The 16,832-nt window shown below is 65.2% G+C and carries 11 protein-coding genes, 1 tRNA gene and 1 pseudogene; 1 reads left to right on the top strand and 12 read right to left on the bottom strand.

Annotation, left to right across the window (positions count from 1 at the left end; all coding sequences use genetic code 11):
* Window positions 1–7: 7 nt before the first annotated feature.
* The 6 genes from QFZ40_RS19690 to QFZ40_RS19665 are packed head-to-tail and all read right to left on the bottom strand — an operon-like array spanning window position 8 to window position 7,544.
* On the bottom strand, window positions 8–1,702 hold the full coding sequence (locus QFZ40_RS19690; protein ID WP_306906484.1) for a protein kinase domain-containing protein: 1,695 nt from the start codon (window positions 1,700–1,702) through the stop codon (window positions 8–10).
* Entirely contained in the window at window positions 1,699–3,156 is a 1,458-nt protein-coding gene (locus QFZ40_RS19685) for a peptidoglycan D,D-transpeptidase FtsI family protein (RefSeq protein WP_306906483.1), read from the bottom strand. Before QFZ40_RS19685 ends, QFZ40_RS19690 begins: the two co-directional genes overlap by 4 nt.
* Window positions 3,153–4,550 carry an FtsW/RodA/SpoVE family cell cycle protein gene (locus QFZ40_RS19680; RefSeq protein ID WP_306906482.1) on the bottom strand — a complete coding sequence of 466 codons (1,398 nt, stop codon included), beginning with the start codon at window positions 4,548–4,550 and terminating at the stop codon, window positions 3,153–3,155. Before QFZ40_RS19680 ends, QFZ40_RS19685 begins: the two co-directional genes overlap by 4 nt.
* Window positions 4,547–6,319, bottom strand: a complete 1,773-nt coding sequence (locus QFZ40_RS19675) for a protein phosphatase 2C domain-containing protein (protein WP_306906481.1) — start codon at window positions 6,317–6,319, stop codon at window positions 4,547–4,549. The genes QFZ40_RS19680 and QFZ40_RS19675 overlap by 4 nt, the downstream gene beginning before the upstream one ends.
* Before the next feature lie 2 nt (window positions 6,320–6,321).
* Window positions 6,322–6,804, bottom strand: coding sequence for an FHA domain-containing protein FhaB/FipA (locus QFZ40_RS19670; RefSeq protein WP_306906480.1), 483 nt, complete (start codon window positions 6,802–6,804; stop codon window positions 6,322–6,324).
* The gene (locus QFZ40_RS19665) at window positions 6,801–7,544 is read right to left on the bottom strand and encodes an FhaA domain-containing protein (protein ID WP_306906479.1); all 744 of its coding nucleotides are present in this window, start codon (window positions 7,542–7,544) and stop codon (window positions 6,801–6,803) included. Before QFZ40_RS19665 ends, QFZ40_RS19670 begins: the two co-directional genes overlap by 4 nt.
* Before the next feature lie 420 nt (window positions 7,545–7,964).
* Between QFZ40_RS19665 and QFZ40_RS19660 the strand changes: the two genes are divergently transcribed.
* Window positions 7,965–8,047 (top strand) — tRNA-Leu (locus tag QFZ40_RS19660).
* A gap of 284 nt (window positions 8,048–8,331) precedes the next feature.
* Here the strand turns inward: QFZ40_RS19660 and QFZ40_RS19655 are convergent.
* The 6 genes and pseudogenes from QFZ40_RS19655 to QFZ40_RS19630 all read right to left on the bottom strand — a co-directional run bounded on the left by QFZ40_RS19655 (window position 8,332) and on the right by QFZ40_RS19630 (window position 16,794).
* Window positions 8,332–9,741, bottom strand: a complete 1,410-nt coding sequence (locus QFZ40_RS19655) for an MFS transporter (protein WP_306906478.1) — start codon at window positions 9,739–9,741, stop codon at window positions 8,332–8,334.
* 145 nt (window positions 9,742–9,886) lie between these two features.
* The gene (locus QFZ40_RS19650) at window positions 9,887–10,615 is read right to left on the bottom strand and encodes a FadR/GntR family transcriptional regulator (RefSeq protein WP_306906477.1); all 729 of its coding nucleotides are present in this window, start codon (window positions 10,613–10,615) and stop codon (window positions 9,887–9,889) included.
* Between the two features lie 10 nt (window positions 10,616–10,625).
* Complete coding sequence (locus QFZ40_RS19645) at window positions 10,626–11,753, bottom strand: L-talarate/galactarate dehydratase (RefSeq protein WP_306906476.1); 1,128 nt, start codon at window positions 11,751–11,753, stop codon at window positions 10,626–10,628.
* Window positions 11,754–11,882: 129 nt separating this feature from the next.
* Window positions 11,883–13,452: pseudogene (locus QFZ40_RS19640) on the bottom strand (DUF222 domain-containing protein); the annotation flags it as partial.
* Between the two features lie 400 nt (window positions 13,453–13,852).
* A complete protein-coding gene (locus tag QFZ40_RS19635) occupies window positions 13,853–15,181 on the bottom strand; it encodes an enolase C-terminal domain-like protein (protein WP_306906475.1) in 1,329 nt (442 codons plus the stop codon).
* Window positions 15,178–16,794, bottom strand: a complete 1,617-nt coding sequence (locus QFZ40_RS19630) for an aldehyde dehydrogenase (NADP(+)) (protein WP_306906474.1) — start codon at window positions 16,792–16,794, stop codon at window positions 15,178–15,180. Before QFZ40_RS19630 ends, QFZ40_RS19635 begins: the two co-directional genes overlap by 4 nt.
* Window positions 16,795–16,832: the final 38 nt, after the last annotated feature.

The following is a 16,832-nucleotide window of genomic DNA, read 5'->3' as shown; positions in this document are numbered from 1 at the left end:
CTGGTGGCTACGGCTTGCAGGTGGGAGGCACACCCGGCAGCTGGCCGGCGGTGCAGTCGGGCAGGGCGGACTGGGGGGCCGTCGAAGGAGTCGGCGACGGCGTGGAAGCAGGCGCCGTCGTGACCGCCTGCTTCGGCACTGCGTACATGACCACCACCTGGGATCCCTTGGGCACCGTGCCCACCGGGTTCAGCTCCAGGACAGTTCCCGGGGTCGCGCTGCTTTCCTGGGGAAGTACCGTTACGGCCAGCCCCATGTTGGCCAGCGCGTTCTGAACCTCCCTGTAGTCCTTGCCCAGGTAGGCGGAAGCGATGATGTTGACGGTGGTCGGTGTCGGTGTGGGCGTGGGAGTTGCCCTGGTGGTGGTTGCACTCGGAGTGGGCGACGCGGAAGTCGTTATGGGGCTGGCGCTGGTGGAAGGCGGGCTCGACACCGTGCTGCTGGAATCCTTGGACGGGAACAGGATCCCCTGCTGTGTCAGGAAGAAGCCCACCAGGGCAAACAGGACCAGCAGGATCAGGGCGATGAGCGGCCAGGTCCACGGGCTGCGGCCGCGGCGCTCAGGCTCGTCAGCGGGTTCCTCGTCGTATGTCTCTTCCTCCTGGTCCCAGCTGCGCTCGGCAGCCAGCGCATCAGCGCGGGACAACGTATTGCCAACGCCGGTTCCGCCGTTGCCTGTGGCAGCTCCCGCCGCGAGTCCCGCTGCTGCACCCGCCGCACCGGCGCCGAGCACGGGCAAGGCGGAGGTCGCCGTCGTCGACCCCTCCTTTTGGCCGGCGATAATGCCGGTGGGAGCGGTCGCAACATCCACCGGAGCGGTGATCGGACCGGTGCTTGCCTCGAAAAGCAGCATGCCCGGTACGGCGGCGTGGGCAGCGTTGATATCGCCGTTGCGGATGGCCTCGGCGGCCTCGGAGAGTTTGATGGCATTCGCCGGCCGGTTCTTCGGGTCCTTCGCCAGCATGGACATCAGGAGGGCGCGGACAGGTCTGGGCAGCGTTTCCGGCAGCGGCGGCGGAGCGTCGTTGACCTGCGCCAGTGCAATCGCTATCTGGGACTCGCCGGAGAAGGGCCGGTGGCCAGTGAGGCACTCGTAGCCGATCACGCCGAGCGAGTAGATGTCCGAAGATCCCGTGGCTGTCTGGCCGGTTGCCTGTTCAGGCGCCAGGTACTGGGCGGTGCCCATCACCTGACCCGTCTGCGTCAGCGGGACCTGGTCAGCGAGGCGGGCGATGCCGAAGTCGGTGACCTTGACCCGGCCGTCCGGGGTGATCAGCAGGTTGCCCGGCTTGATGTCACGGTGTACCAGTCCCTGGGCATGGGCGACCTGCAGGGCGCGGGCTGTCTGGGCGATGATGGACAGGGTCCGGTCCGGGGACAGCACCTGCTCGTGCTCGATGATGCTGCTCAGGGGCTGCCCGGGAACCAGCTCCATTACCAGGTACGCCGAGCCCTCCTCCTCGCCGTAGTCAAAGACGTTGGCGATGCCCACATGGTTCAGCAGTGCCGTGTGGCGTGCCTCCGCACGGAACCTCTGGAGGAAGCCGGGGTCACCGGTGTACTCCTCCTTCAGCACCTTGATCGCGACGATACGGCCCAGGATGAGGTCCTTGGCTTTCCAGACCTCTCCCATCCCGCCGATCGCAATCCGCGTCGTCAGCTGGAATCTGCCGCCGAGGGTGATTCCCGTTGTAGGCCTCACTTATTCAACACCGCCTCAAAAATTTTCTTCGCGTTCGGACTGGTTAGCTTTGCTCCCGCGTAGATGTCGACGCCTTCCATGACGATGGTGACGGCCACTTGCGGGTTGTTCGCCGGGGCGAATCCGGTGAACCATGAGTTGTTCAGGCCGTTGCCGAGTTCCGCGGTACCGGTCTTGCCGGCCACCTGGACCCCCGGGACCGATGCCCCGCTGGCGATTCCCTGGCTGACAACACTGGTCATCCATTCCGTGATCTGCTTGGCAATATCAGGGGTAGTGGAGGTCCGGAGCGGGGTGGGCTTGGGTTCGTCGATCACTCGAAGATCCGGAGACCGCACCGTTTTGATGAGGCTGGGGCTCATTTGCACGCCTCCGTTGGCGATGGCTGCCGTCATCAGGGCGACCTGCAGCGGCGTGGCACGCACGTCCTTCTGGCCGATGGCCGACTGCGCGAGTCCTGGTTTGTCCAGATCGTTGGGGAAGCCGTTGCCCCGGGCGTAGCCGAGCTTCAGCTGGTCGCCGACATCCTCACCGAAGCCGAACTTGGCGGCTTGCTCCGCGATGGCGTCGCGTCCGAGGTCAAGTGCGATACTGGCGAACGGAGTATTGCAGGACTGCTGCAGGGCGAAAGCGAAAGTGGCGGTGTTCTGGGTGTAGCAGTTGCCGCCTGCGTAGTTGGGGAGCTTGTACTGGATGCCGTCGAAGGGCATCTCGGCAGGATTCGGGAGGACACTGTCCTTGTTGTACTTGCCGGAGTTCAAGGCGGCCGCCGTGTCCACGAGCTTGAACACAGAGCCCGGCGCCAGCAGCTCCCCGGTGGGACCGCTCACGTTCTGGTTCAGGTTGATTCCCGGAACCTTCACGAGCTCGTTGATGTTCTTCGTCTCTGCAGCAGGGTCCTGGGTGGCAACGAGGTTGGGGTTGTAGGACGGCTTGGACACCATGGCCAGGATTGCCCCGGTCTTGGGATTCGTTACCACGATGGATCCGCGCTGGCCGTCAGGGATGAGGCTGTAGGCGAGCTGCTGGATCTTGGGATCTATGGTCAGTTCCACGGAAGCACCCTTGGGCTGGTTGCCCAGGAATAGCTGGCCGACCCGGTCAAGGAAGAGCTGGTCCGAACTCCCTGCGAGCTGGCCGCGCATGGCCTGCTCGAGGCCGGTGGCCCCGTAATTCTGCGAGAAGTATCCGGTGATGCCCGCGTAGAGCTCAGGCTGGGGATAGGTTCTCTGGAACTTGCAGGCGTCCGAACCCTCCACGGATTCAGCCACCGGCGTCCCGCCCACGATGATGGCGCCACGGTCGTTGCAGTAGTCCTGGAGGATGGCGCGCTTGTTCCACGCATTAGCGTTGAGGTCATCAGCGCCAACTACCTGGACGTAGCTGATCGCACCGAAGATCAGCGCGAACATGGCGATCGCTGCCACCCATGAATGTCTGATTGCCTGGTTCACAGGTGATTCACCGCCTCAGTAGGTGTGTCGATGCCCTCTGCAACTTCGCCCTTTGCGGGCGGCAGCGGAGTGGTGTCAACCGGCCCGCGGGCCGTATGCGAAATCATCAGCAGCAGTCCCACGATGATCCAGTTGGCCAGCAGTGATGAGCCACCGGCTGCCATGAAGGGCGTGGTCAGGCCGGTCAGGGGAATGAGCCGGGTGACGCCCCCGATGACCACGAAACATTGGAGGGCGACGGCGAAGGACAGTCCGCACGCGAGGAGCTTGCCGAAGGCGTCACGGGTACCCAGCGCAGCCCGGAAGCCGCGGGTGAACAGGAGCAGGAACATCATGACGATCGCGAACAGGCCGATCAGGCCCAGTTCCTCGCCGAACGAGGCGATGATCATGTCGCTGTTGGAGAAGGGCACGAGCTCGGGCCGGCCCTGGCCAAGCCCGGTGCCCACCAGGCCGCCGTTGGCCATGCCGAACAGCCCTTCGACAATCTGGAAACTGCCGCCGTACTGGCGGCCGTAAACGTCGTCGGTGAAGGCGTTCAGCCACCCGTCGATCCGCAGGCCCACGTGGGAAAACACTTTGGAGGCAACGTAGCCGCCGCCGAGGAGCAGGACCATGCCGATGACTACCCAGCTGATGCGGCTGGTGGCCACATAGATCATCACGATGAAGAGGCCGAAGAACAGAACCGAAGTACCAAGGTCCCGCTGGAAGACGAGCACGCCGATGCTGACCAGCCAGGCCATGATCATGGGGCCCATGTCCTTGACGCGGGGGAACTGCAGCGGTCCTATTTTCCGTCCGGCCAGCAGGATGAGGTCGCGGTTGGACGAAAGATAACCGGCAAAGAATATGGCCAGCGTGATCTTCGCGACCTCGCCTGGCTGGAAGGTCATCGGTCCGAGCTTGATCCAGACCTGGGCGCCCAGAATGTCTCCGGCCGAGATCCCGGGTATCAGTGGCAGCACCAGCAGAAGCGCGCTGGCCGCCAACGAAATGTATGTGAAGCGGCGCAGGATCCGGTGGTCCTTGAGGAACCAGATCACTGCAATCGCCACGGCCATGGCTATGAGTGTCCAGCGCAGCTGGTTGTTGCCTGTGTCATCTCCAGGCGCGTCCAGGCGGTGGATCATGGCAAGGCCCAACCCGTTCAGCGCGACCACCAGGGGGAGTATTACCGGATCGGCATACTTCGCGCGGATGCGCAGCACCACATGGAATGCAAGGGAGGCAGCTGCCAAGAGGCTGGACTGGAACCAGAAATCATTGTCCAGCGCCTTCTGCTGGCCGGCGGCGGCCATCATGCTGGCGCCGATGCCGACCGCAAGGGCAAGGATCAGCAGTGCCAGTTCAACATTGCGGCGCGGTTTGGGCAGAGTGCCGGGCTGTCTCATTGGCTCCCCTCGCAGGTGGTGTTAGTGGGGCTGGGGGAGGGAGACGGGCTCGGTGAAGGGGCCGCCTGGTCTGATGGAGCAGGCGACGGCGCGGGGGCGGCGGGAGCCGTTGTGGCCGACGGGGACGGTGACGGCGCCAGGCATTCGTCGGCTGGAGAGGTGGTGCCCGTGAGTTCCAGGTTCTTGACGATCCGCTGTGCATCATAGAGGTCGCGGGCAGGGACAGTCTGCCGGACCCGCTGCTGTGAGAACTGGGGAAGTGAATCCATCCGGATTTCCGTCACGGCCTCCAGGCTTGAAAGCTGGATAGGGCCGAGGCGCTGGGAGACACCGTTGTAGATGGCAACCCGCGAATCGTATTCGCCGATGTAGTAACGGGTCTGTGTCCAGGCATAGCCCAGCCAGAGTCCGACGGTGAGGACTATCAGCACGGCCGCGGCGACAGACAGTGTGACCCACCGGCGCGGGGGCTGTGCCATGGCGTCATCGGTGTCCGGCCCCGGCGTTTCGGCTTTATGCGTCAGCACAGTGGCTGCCCGGCGGGCAACGGTGCGCCCGGCGATGGTGGGAATGGATCCGGTCTCGGCCGCGAGGGCAGCGGCCCCTACGAGTTCGTGAGGGCGGGAGTCGAGCTCCTGCCGCAGGACCTCGGCTGACAGGTGCTCGCCCAGATGCGGGTCGGTAGAGGAAGCGGAACCGGCAGCGCCGGATTCTCCGGAGCCGGATGCACCGGTGTCGGAGTCTGCATCGCCAGTTTCTGCAGTATTGGGGTGGCTATCGTTGGTTGACGGGGCTCGATAGGTTGTGACGTCCCCGGGGTTTGCAGCGCCCGCCGCGTCCTTTGCCGGGGAGTCGTTGGCCGCCGGATCCTGGGTGTCCGCATCGTCAGGCTCCGTGGCGGGCGCGGCAGCTGCCCCGACAGTTGATCCGGTAGAGCCGGCTGCTCCGGTGACCGGGGCGGAAGGAACGATATCGACGGCGGCTGTACTGACGTCGTCGGGCGTTTCCTCCACAATCTCCAACATCACCACGGTGACGTTGTCAGGAGAACCGGCTTCAAGGGTCAGGTCGACAAGGGTTTCCACGCACTCGCGGAGATCCTTCGTCTCCCGGACAGTCCGCTCCACCACGTGTCCGGCAACGTAGTTAAGTCCGTCCGAGCACAGCAGCCAGCGTTCGCCGGGCTTGACGTCCAGGGTGTCCAGGTCGAGTTCCGGGCTGGCATCAACATCGCCCAGGACCCGCATCAGGACGTTCTTGTGGGGGTGCGTTTCGGCTTCCTCGGGGCGGAGCCTTCCCTCGTCGATCAGCCGCTGGACGAAGGTGTGGTCCACGCTGACCTGTTCGAATACACCGTCGCGCAGCCGGTAAGCGCGGGAATCGCCGATGTGCGCGAAGTGCAGCTTTCCGTCAACCAGCAGCAGCGCCGTGACAGTTGTACCCATTCCGGCAAGCTTGGGGTTGATATGCACCAGTTCAGACAGGAGCGAATTGGCAGTCTGTATCTCGTCGGCCAGTACGGTGCCGGCATCGTCGTCGTAATCCCCGCGGTCGAGGTGGAGCATGTCCAGGACCGTGGCTGCCGAAGCGACGTCGCCGCCCGCATGGCCACCCATGCCGTCCGCGACCACGGCCAGATGACGGCCCACGTAAGCGGAGTCGTCATTCTTGGCACGGATGCGCCCCACATCGGAGCGCGCGGCGTAGCGCATGATGAGGGGCCGCTCCACGGGCTGGGCCTCGTTTGCGGGAATTTCAGGGCCGGCCATGTTTATGGCCTCAATTCGATGACCGTCTTGCCGATCCTCACGGGTACGCCAGGCTCAACGGGCAGGGCCCGGGTAAGTTGCTGGTCCGCCAGGTAGGTTCCGTTGGTGGAACCCAGGTCCTCGATGAACCAGCGGCTGCCCTGCGGAAAGAGCCTCGCGTGGCGGCCGGAAGCGTAGTCGTCTTCCAGTACCAGGGTGGCTTCCTGGGCCCTACCCAGCAGGATGGGGCTCGCGGCCAGCGGGATGGTGGTGCCTTTGAGGGGTCCCTCGGTGACTACCAGTTGCCGGGCCTGCTGCTTCACGGGCTGGGGTGGCCCTTCGGCCAACTCCGGGTTCTTGCGGACCTGCCGGGCCGTGGGGGAGCCGACGGCTGCCTTGCGGCCCACCATCAGGTCCCGGCGCATGGCCGAAACGATGCTGAAGACCAGCACCCAAAGGAGAAGCAGGAACCCGAAGCGCAGGGCGGTGATGGTCAGTTCACTCATGGGCGGCCACCGGTGTTGGCGGGCAGCAGGCGGAAGATGATCTTTGTCCGTCCCATCGTAATGGTGGAGCCGTCAGTGAGTTCGGTGCTTCCGGAGACTTTGTGCCCGTTCACATAACTGCCGTTGGTTGAGCCCATGTCCACCGCGCTGGTCATGCCGTTTTCCGTGCGGATTTCGAGGTGGCGGCGGGACACGCCCGTGTCGTCAACAAGGATATCGGCCTCCGAGGACCGGCCGAGCACGATGGACGGGGCATTGAGGGAATAGCGCTGGCCGTCGATGTCCAGGACCGGCTGAAGGCGGACAGGCTGCCGGCTGGGAGCGGCCGGAACGTTGGGGCGTGGTGAAGGCCTTCCGGGCGCGCCCTTGGACTTCTCCGTGGAGGAGGCGATCTCGAAATCTCCGGCCCGCATTTCCTCAGCCCTGCGGAAGGAAATGCGGACCGGGCCCTGCAGGGTGTAGCCCTGGCTGCGGACATGATTGATGACCACGTCGCAGAGTTCCTCGGCCAGCGGCGTGCCCCATTCCTGGGCACGCTTGAAGTCGTCGTCGCTGAGTTGCACGTCGAAGACGTTAGGGGCCAGGGTGCGGCCGGCAGCGATCGTGATGGCCTTGTGGTCCAATTCCCGGCGAAGCCGGCTGGCGATCTCCACGGGCTCGACTTGGGCCCGTGAACCGGTGGAGAAGACACCGCGGACGGCCTTTTCGATGCCGCGTTCGACCTTGTCCAGCAATCCCATGGTCCTTCTCCTTTCCCCCCGGGTGCGGGGCAGTTTTCGTTTCGGAACGCAACGGGTAACAGAATTCACAGCACAGTGGCAGGCCTGCCAACAGCAGCCACTACTACATCAGATACTACTGGCCGGGGCTGTGAATGACCTTAATGCACAACGGCCGGGCCTGAGGAAAAGTTCAAGCCGGCACATCCGCCGGGGGCCCAGGGGCGGCGAAACCGGGGGCTCGGCACCCGCCATTCCTACGGCTTCCGCCCGGCCTGCTGCACGGTTTAGCGTGGACGACGGAGACGTCCGGCAGTGGTCCGGGCGGGTGCCTTCGGCGTCCAATTGGTGTTTTGCCGCCGGTGTCCGTTATGCTTGATCTCGCTGCTTTTACAAGGTGCGGTTCCGGGAAACCGGCCGTTTCCCGGTAATAGGAGTTGCGCGCGAGTGGCGGAACGGCAGACGCGCTGGCTTCAGGTGCCAGTGTCCGAAAGGGCGTGGGGGTTCAAATCCCCCCTCGCGCACGCAAATGGAAAGAGCCCCGGTCTTAGGACCGGGGCTCTTTTCGTTTGCATCCGGGGCAGGTAGTTCATCCGGAGGGGAGCGCGCCGCTTAGGTGTTCGGGCCGACGTCGGGCTTAACGGCTTTTACGGGAAAGCCCGCTTCCAGAATGACCCTCTGGACAGTGCTGCCGAGCAAGTGTTTCCCCACGGGGAGCGCCTGCGGACGCCAATCACCACCAGCTCAACCTCCGCTTCATACGATGCGTCGATGTGTAAAGCGGGGAGAAGCTGCGTGGCGTCTGTGGTTATCGTGCTGTGGCCGGGTGCAGGGCTTCTCCGGAGGCTGCCTTGCCGGCGGCAGCGTTGCCGGACTCTTGCCCGGTTTCCTGCTCCGTCTCGTGCTCTGTCTCCTGCTCCCGCGTTGCCGGGCTGCGGCGTTCCTTGAGGAAGTAGACGAGGCCGGCGGCGAGTGTGGACGCTGCAGCCAGGGCGAACAGGCCCGGGACTACGCTTCCCGTGGTTTCCTTGATGATGCCGAACCCGAAGGGGGCCACGAAGCCGCCCAGGTTGCCCAGCGAGTTGATGATGGCGATGGCGGGCGCGAGTACCAGCGGGTGCAGGCCGGACTGCGGGATGGTCCAGAACAGCGGCGATGCGCTCTTGAATCCCATGGCCGCGATGGCCAGGAAAACGAGAGCCAGGACAGGGGTGGCGATTGCTGCGGCCAGAGTTCCGACGGCGGCGACCAGTAGGGCGGCGACGAGCAGCGGCCGCTTGGACTTGGCTTTGTCTTGCCACTTGGCGGCGAAATACATGGCGAAGACGGCGCAGACCCAGGGGATCGCTGACAGGAAGCCGACGCTGAGGTCAGTGGTGCCGGGAATCTGCTTGATGATGGTGGGCAGCCAGAAGGTGTTGGCGTAGATGGAGAGCTGCACGGAGAAGTAGATGCCGCAGAGCAGCAGGATTTGCGGGTTGAGCAGCATCTTCCACCGGTTGATCTTCGCCCCGGTGGTGCTGGCGTGCTCTGAGTCCTCTGCGGCAATGGCGTTGGCAAGGGCAGACTTTTCACCGGCAGAGAGCCACTTGGCGTCCTGGATCCGGGCATCGAGCAGGAAGAACACGATGATGCCTACCACCACCGAGAGCAGGCCCTCGAAACCGAACAGCCACTGCCAGCCGCGAAGCCCCAGGACGTCGTGGAGGCTCAGGAGCATGCCGGCGATAGGTCCGGACAGTGCAGCGGCGATGGAGGAGCCGGCAATGAAGATGGCGGTCGCCTTGCCGCGCTGTCCTGCCGGGACCCAGCGGGCGAAGTAGAAAATCACTGCCGGGAAGAAGCCGGCTTCGGCGGCGCCCAGCAGGAACCGGAGCACATAGAACATCATTTCGTTCTGTACGAAGGCCATGAGGAAGGACACAATGCCCCAGCTGACCATGATGCGGGCGAGCCACACCTTGGCGCCGTACTTCTCCATCATGACGTTGCTGGGAAGTTCAAAGATGGCGTAGGCGATAAAAAAGAGCCCTGCTCCGAAGCCATAAGCGGCGGCTCCGATCCCGACGTCAGCTTCGAGGTGCTCGTGGGCGTAACCGATGTTGGATCGGTTCAGCTGGTTGCAGACCAGCATGACAAGCATGATGGGCAGCACCCGCTTGAAAAACTTCTTCGTGGCCAGGGCCACATCCGTGACAGCAGTGTCTACAGACTGCATGGGGAAAATTCCTTAGGCATTGCGGTGGGGATCCACGGACCCCAGTGAATTCCTGTGGTACGCACCACAGCGACTCCATTCACTGTATTCAGGAATCCCAATGCACGTCCACACGCATATGGCATTGTTTGATGTCCTCAGGGCATCACGCCGTGTCAACACCGGGATGGCTAGCCGGTGGACGCGCGGAAGCCTTGAACCGGCGTCGGGAATTCGCCAAATGGCTTCGCATCGCGGCAGCAGCCGCCGTCTCATCACCGTCCGCGATGGCCGCGGCGATGGACTTGTGCTCGTGGATCACCTGGTCAAAATGGTCGCGGGCGTAATGCTCGACGCCGGTCATCAGCCGGGTGCGCGGCATTGCGATCATGGTCTGGCCCAGGGCCGCCAGGCAGTCCGAGTAGAACGGATTCCCGGAGGCGGCCGCGATGGCCCGGTGGAATTCATAATCGAACTTCATCGCGTGGCCGGGGTGGTTCGGACTGGCGGTGAACTGCTCCAGCGCAGCATTGACCGCCCGGAGCTGGCGCTCTGTGTGGTTCCGGGCGGCGAGGGCTGCAGCCTCGGCCTCCACGCCCATCCGGAATTCCAGCAGATGGAGGCGGTCCTCGACGCTGGCTACCGGCCGGCTTCCCGGAACTGGCTGGAGACCGTCATCGGGCGGGGTCAGCGCGAAGCTGCCCCGCCCCCGTTCGGTTTCCACCAGGCCTTCGGCCTGGAGACGCGTCAGCGCGGACCGCACCACTGTGCGGCTGACGCCAAACTCGCCCATCAGCGCATTTTCGCTGGGCAGCTTGTCGCCAGGCTGGATCACGCCGTCCACAATGCGGGTACGAAGATCGGCGGCGAGGTCCGCGGTCAGGTTCCGGCTCATGCGTTCAAGGTTACGCGCCGAACTCCACGGATTCGGTGGTCCAGGCCCGGGCCTGGTCGCTCAGGGTCACGCCCAGGCCTGGGCGGTCAGGAACGATCATGCGGCCGTTCTTGGTTTCGAGGCGTTCGTTGAACAGCGGGTCCAGCCAGTCGAAGTGCTCCACCCAGGGCTCGCGCGGGTAGGCGGCGGCGAGGTGCAGGTGGATTTCCATGGCGAAGTGGGGTGCCAGTCCCAGTCCGCGTTCGTCGGCGAGGGCGGCGAGGCGCAGGAACTGGGTGATACCGCCCACTCGGGGTGCGTCCGGCTGGATAATGTCGCAGCCGTTGGCGTTGATCAGGCCCTTGTGCTCGGCGACGGATGCCAGCATCTCGCCGGTGGCGATGGGGGTGTCCAGGACGTTGGCAAGGTGGGCGTGGCCCTCGAAGTCGTAGGCGTCCAGAGGCTCTTCGATCCAGACGAGGTTGAACTCCTCCAGCTGGCGGCTAAGGCGCAGTGCTGTAGCGCGGTCCCACTGCTGGTTGGCGTCCACCATGAGCGGGACGTCCCAGCCGATGTGCTCGCGGATGCCGGCCACGCGGCGGAGGTCTTCCTTGCTGTCGGGCAGGCCCACCTTGATCTTGATGCCGCCGATGCCTTCGTCCAGGGACTGCGTGGCGCGGGCCTTGACCTCTTCCAGGGAAGCGTTGAGGAAGCCACCGGAGGTGTTGTAGGTCTGGACAGAGTCGCGGTAAGAGCCCAGGAGCTTGGCCAAGGGCAGGCCGGCACGCTTGGCCTTGAGGTCGTAGAGGGCGATGTCGATGGCGGCCAGCGCCTGGGTGGCGACGCCGGAGCGGCCTACGGAGGCGCCGGCCCAGAGGAGCTTGGTGTAGATCTTGCCGATGTCGTTGGGGTCCTCGCCAATGATGCCTTCGGCGACCTCCTTGGCGTGCGCATACTGGGCGGGGCCGCCGGCGCGCTTGGAGTAGCTGAAGCCGATGCCACTGTGGCCGTGTTCCGTGGTGATCTCGGCAAACAGGAAGACCACCTCCGTCATGGGCTTCTGGCGGCCGGTGAAAACCTTGGCATCGCTGATCGGGACGGCTAGGGGAAGCCTCGCAGTGGAAAGTTTCACGTGGCGGATGAGGTCTACGGTGCTCATGGGTGCTCCTCGAAAGCAGGCTGTCCGGGCTGCATTGCCCTCCTACTTAGGATACAAGTTTGAAACTTGTATTACAAGTCTGTAGATAAAGCTGCACTCCTTTTTCCATCCGGCTGAACTCCAGAGCTCTTACGTCTGGTGGTGGTTTCGTTGGGGTTTTTGCCGGGGGTCGATGTGGGGTGGCGGGATGAACCAGGGCACGCCTTTGGTGACTTGGACTTGCCATTGTTCCTTGTGGATGAGGTGGTGGTGATGGGTGCACAGGAGGGTGCCGTTGTCGGTGGTTGTTCCGCCGTGTGACCAGTAGGTGATGTGGTGGGCTTCGCACCAGGGTGCGGGGATGGTGCAGCCGGGGAAGGCGCAGCCTTGGTCGCGGGCGCTGATGGCTTTGCGGATGTGGGGCGGGAAGATCCGTGTGGTGCGGCCGATGTCCAGGATCCGTCCTTCGCTGCCGAGCAGGATGGGGATGATGTCGGCGTCGCAGGCGATTTTGCGGACGGTGGCGGCGGTGACGGGGCCGGTGAACGGGAACGATCCGGTGCCGGGGATGCTGCCAGAGTCCGGGATCCCGGGGCCGGGGCCGGGGTCGGTGGTGATGCCGGAGTCGGGGATCCGGGTGCCGGGGATAGTGCCGGTGTCGGCGGTGGTGCCTGTTGTTCGGGAGCGGTAGCGGGGTCCTTGAGCGGTGGCGTGTTCGAGCCGGTCCAGGAGGTCGTGGTAGTCGATGGTGACCATCACCTGGGGGCGGAGCCCTCCGACTGTGGGGAGCGTGCCGGTGGCCAGTGCTGCTTTGCAGGCACCGACGAGCCCGTCGAGGAGTTGTTGGGGCCGGGTTCGCTGGTCGAGGTTGGCTTCGAGGTTGGTTTCAGGGTCGCTTTCGGTTTCGCCGGTGGCCTCGCCGGCGTGCGCGTCGCTTGCGGCGGTCTTGCCGTTGGGGGTTTTGTCTGGGGTTCGGGGCTGTGTGCGGGGGTTGGTGGCGGTGTTCATGACGGTCAGGAGGTGTTCGAACTGGTCTTGTGTGGCGAAGATTTCCAGGTGGTTGAGTCCGCGGCGGGCTGGGCGGATGAAGGCGCCTTGCCGTTGGTGGAGTTCGTGTTCGGTGGGTTCGATGCCGTCCTGGTCGATTGCCTCGGTCCAGCGGCGGGCGATGCGCGTGAGGAAGTCGGTGTCGTTTTCTGCGGCGGTGCGGGTCAGGGCGTGTTCCATCCGGGCGGTGGTGTCCTCGGTGGCGTGGTGCCGGACACGATCCAGGGCCAGGGTGATGATGGTCGCGGGGCGGGAGGCGACGGCCCCGGCGGCGAGGGCGCTGGCGAGTTCCGGGCGTTCGGCTGGCTGGGTGTGGCCGGTGATCCCGGGCCGGGGGAGCACCGCGGCAGCGAGACTGATCCGGCGGTGGGCTTCGGCGATACTGATCCGGAGCCGGGCACGCAGGAACTCGGCGGTATTCCGGCACCCGTCGTCAGCCGGGGACGTCAGCGACGTCGAAACGGGCTCAGCAGGCCCAGCAGACCGAACAGCCGCATGAGACCGAACAGCCGCCGCGGTGCCATTCCTGGTCCGGCCGCTGGTGCGTGGCGGCGGCCGCGGTAATAGCCTGCGTGCGGGTGCGATCCACCGCGCCGGCACCGAGGACCTGCAGATACTCCACAGACCGGGAGAGGTCCTCGACCTGGCCGGCGAAATCGGCGGCCTCCGCGTAGTCGGCCAGCGCCAGGAAGTCCGGGCCAGCCGCGGCGGCCGCTTTCACCACAGCGATAGCATGCGCGAGCCCGGCGGCGTCGGGCAGGCCTGCAGGTTCAGTAGGCGGAGTGCAGTGGCGGTTTAACCGAAGTGTCCCGGCAACGTCGGGTCTTTTGCCGGAAGCGCCCCCAACGAGCGACTCAGCCCGCGTGAGCAGAGCGGATTTACCGCCGTGTTCCGCCTGCTGAACGCTAAAGGCCTCCATAGGAATACTCTCTCAAGGGGGTCCGACAGTAAAGGTTCGAGGCCTGTCGGGGCACGAAAATCAGCTATTTAACTATCCAGCTTTCAGACGCCGCACGGCCGTCTCCATTGTGAAAGGAGGGCCGGCCGTGCGGAAGCTGTGTGGTTGAACGTCCTTACCGGACCAGGCAGGGCCGCTTCGGATCGAAGGTCCAGCCGTCGATGTAGTACTGCATGCCGATGCTGTCGTCGCGGGTATCGAGGCCGTGCTGCAGGTAGAGCAGGTGCGCTTTGCCCAGGGCGTCGCGGTCCAGCTCGATGCCCAGGCCCGGCGCGCTGGGAACTTCGATGGCACCGTCGCGGATCTGCAGCGGGTTTTTGGTCAGCCCTTGGCCGTCCTGCCAGATCCAGTGTGTGTCCAGCGCGGTGATTTCCCCCGGAGCCGCGGCGCCGGTGTGCGTGAACATGGCCAGCGAGATGTCGAAGTGGTTGTTCGAGTGTGATCCCCAGGTGAGCCCGAACTCGTTGCACAGCTGCGCCACCCGCACCGAACCGGACATGGTCCAGAAGTGCGGGTCCGCCAGCGGAATGTCCACCGCGTTGCTGCGGATGGCGTGTGACATTTCCCGCCAGTCCGTGGCGATCATGTTGGTGGCGGTCTTCAATCCGGTGGCGCGGCGGAATTCGGCCATGACCTCCCGGCCGGAGAAGCGGCCTTCCGCGCCGCACGGGTCTTCGGCGTACGCCACTACGCCCTGCATTCGCTTGCCCAGGCGGATGGCCTCCTCCAGGAGCCAGCCGCCGTTCGGGTCAAGCGTCACCCGGGCCTCGGGGAAGCGCTTGGCGAGGGCAGTGACAACATCAACTTCGTCGTCCCCGGACAGCACGCCGCCCTTGAGCTTGAAGTCGCTGAAGCCGTAGCGTTCCTGAGCGGCTTCGGCCAGGGCAACAACCGCCTCCGGCGTCATGGCCTCCTGGCGGCGCAGCTTCTCCCAGCGGTCCGACGGCGCGTCCTCCACCAGGTAGGGAAGATCGGTCCTGGCGTGGTCGCCGACAAAGAAGAGGTATCCGAGCATCGGCACCGAGGCGCGCTGCTGCCCGTCACCCAGCAGTTCCGCGACGGGCACGCCGAGGAACTGGCCGTGCAGATCCAGCAGGGCGGACTCGACGGCGGTAACCGCGTGGACGGTGGTCCGCAGGTCGAACGTCTGCAGCCCGCGGCCGCCGGCGTCACGGTCCGCGAACTGTGCGGCGATCCCACGCAGCAGTGAACGGTAGCGGGCCACGGGCTGGCCAGTGATGAGTGTCCCGGCTTCCTCAATGGTTGCCTTGATCTTCTCGCCGCCGGGGACCTCGCCGAGGCCGGTTCGGCCGTCCGAATCGGTAACGATGACCACGTTGCGGGTGAAGAAGGGGCCGTGGGCGCCGCTGAGGTTCATCAGCATGCTGTCGTGGCCGGCGACCGGAACTACTTCAACCTTGGCGATGGTGGGCTGGGTGCTCATGCGTTGACCTCGTCCTTTACGACGGCTGCCGCTTCGATAACGCCGTCGATGCGGCGGTTCAGGTGCCACGGGTTGGTGTCCTGCAGCGGGACAGGCAGTAGTTCCTGGGGGATGTTCTGGTAGGCGACCGGCCGCAGGAAACGGTTGATCGCAAGCGTGCCGACGGATGTGATGCGGGAGTCCGAGGTGGCGGGGAAGGGTCCGCCGTGGACCATGGCGTGGCCGACTTCGACGCCGGTGGGCCAGCCGTTGACGATGATGCGCCCCACCTTCTGCTCGAGTGCCGGGATCAGGGGTGCCGCCGTCGGGTAATCCTCCGCGGTGAGCTGCAGCGACGCGGTGAGCTGGCCTTCAAGCCGGTTGACGGCTTCGACGAGTTCGTCGGTGGAGGAGTAGCGGATCACCAGGGACGCGGCGCCGAAGATTTCCTCGTGCAGCACGTGATTGGCGACGAACTCGCTGATGTGCGTTCCGAAGATGGTGGGGGCGGGGGCGTTTTCGGTGGGTCCGGGAGTGCCCTGTCCCACGACGGCGACGCCGGCAGCTGAGCCGAGCGTCTCGGTTCCTTGGTTCCAGGAGCCGGCGATTCCTTCGGTCAGCATGGTCTGGCCGGCGCAGGCGGAGACGGCGTGTGCGACGGCGGCAGCCAGTTTGTCCCCGGGTTCGCCGGCGGGGGCGAACAGCAGGCCGGGGGAGGTGCAGAGCTGGCCGGAGCTGGCGGTGACGGCGGTGACGTACTGGGCGGCCAGCGCGTTAATTTGTTCGGCGGAGCCGCTGAGGGCGCCTTCGAAGACGAAGACCGGGTTCAGCGAGGACATTTCCGCGTAAACCGGGATAGGTTCGGGCCGGCCCGCGGCGGTGCGCATCAGCGCGATGCCGGCTGCCTGGGAGCCGGTGAAGCCGACAGCCTTGATGGCGGGATCGGCCACGAGGGCCTGGCCGATGCTGGCCCCGGGGCCGTAGATCAGGGAGAACACGCCGGGATGAAGGTTGAAGTCCTTGACTGCTTTAACCACGGCCTGGCCGACGAGCTCGCTGGTGCCCGGGTGGGCGTTGTGGGCTTTGAAGACCACCGGGCAGCCGGCGGCGAGGGCCGAAGCCGTGTCGCCTCCCGCCGTCGAGAACGCCAGCGGGAAGTTGCTGGCACCGAACACGGCCACAGGGCCCAGCGGGATCTGGCGCTGGCGGATATCAACCCGGGGCATCGGCGTACGGTCCGGGATGGCCGGATCAATCCGGACGCCGCGGAAGTCGCCCTGCCGGACCACGGACGCGAACAGGCGGAGCTGGCCGGTGGTGCGGGCACGCTCGCCCTGCAGCCGGGCGGCGGGCAGGCCCGTTTCCTGGCCGGCGCGGATGATGAGCTCCTCGCCAATGGCTTCAATGTTGTCCGCAATGGCATCGAGGAAGGCCGCATGGGTGTCGGGGTCCAGGGTGCTGAAGGACGGGTACGCAGCGGCGGCGGCTACGGTCGCCGTCGTCAGCTGTTCCTCGGTGATCAGCGTGTATGTGGGTTCAAGCGCCGCGTTGGTGGCGGGGTTGAGGCCGAAAGCGGTCTTGCCGGCGCCGACGACGGGCTGCCCGGCGATCAGGGAATGTCCGGTGAGTGTCATAGTGCTGACTCCTTAGGAGAGACGTTGTTCAGGAGACG

This window comes from Arthrobacter pascens, assembly GCF_030816475.1.
GTDB lineage: Bacteria > Actinomycetota > Actinomycetes > Actinomycetales > Micrococcaceae > Arthrobacter > Arthrobacter pascens_B.
Note: the sequence above shows the minus strand (reverse complement) of the source record. Positions and strands in the feature narration are given on the sequence as shown.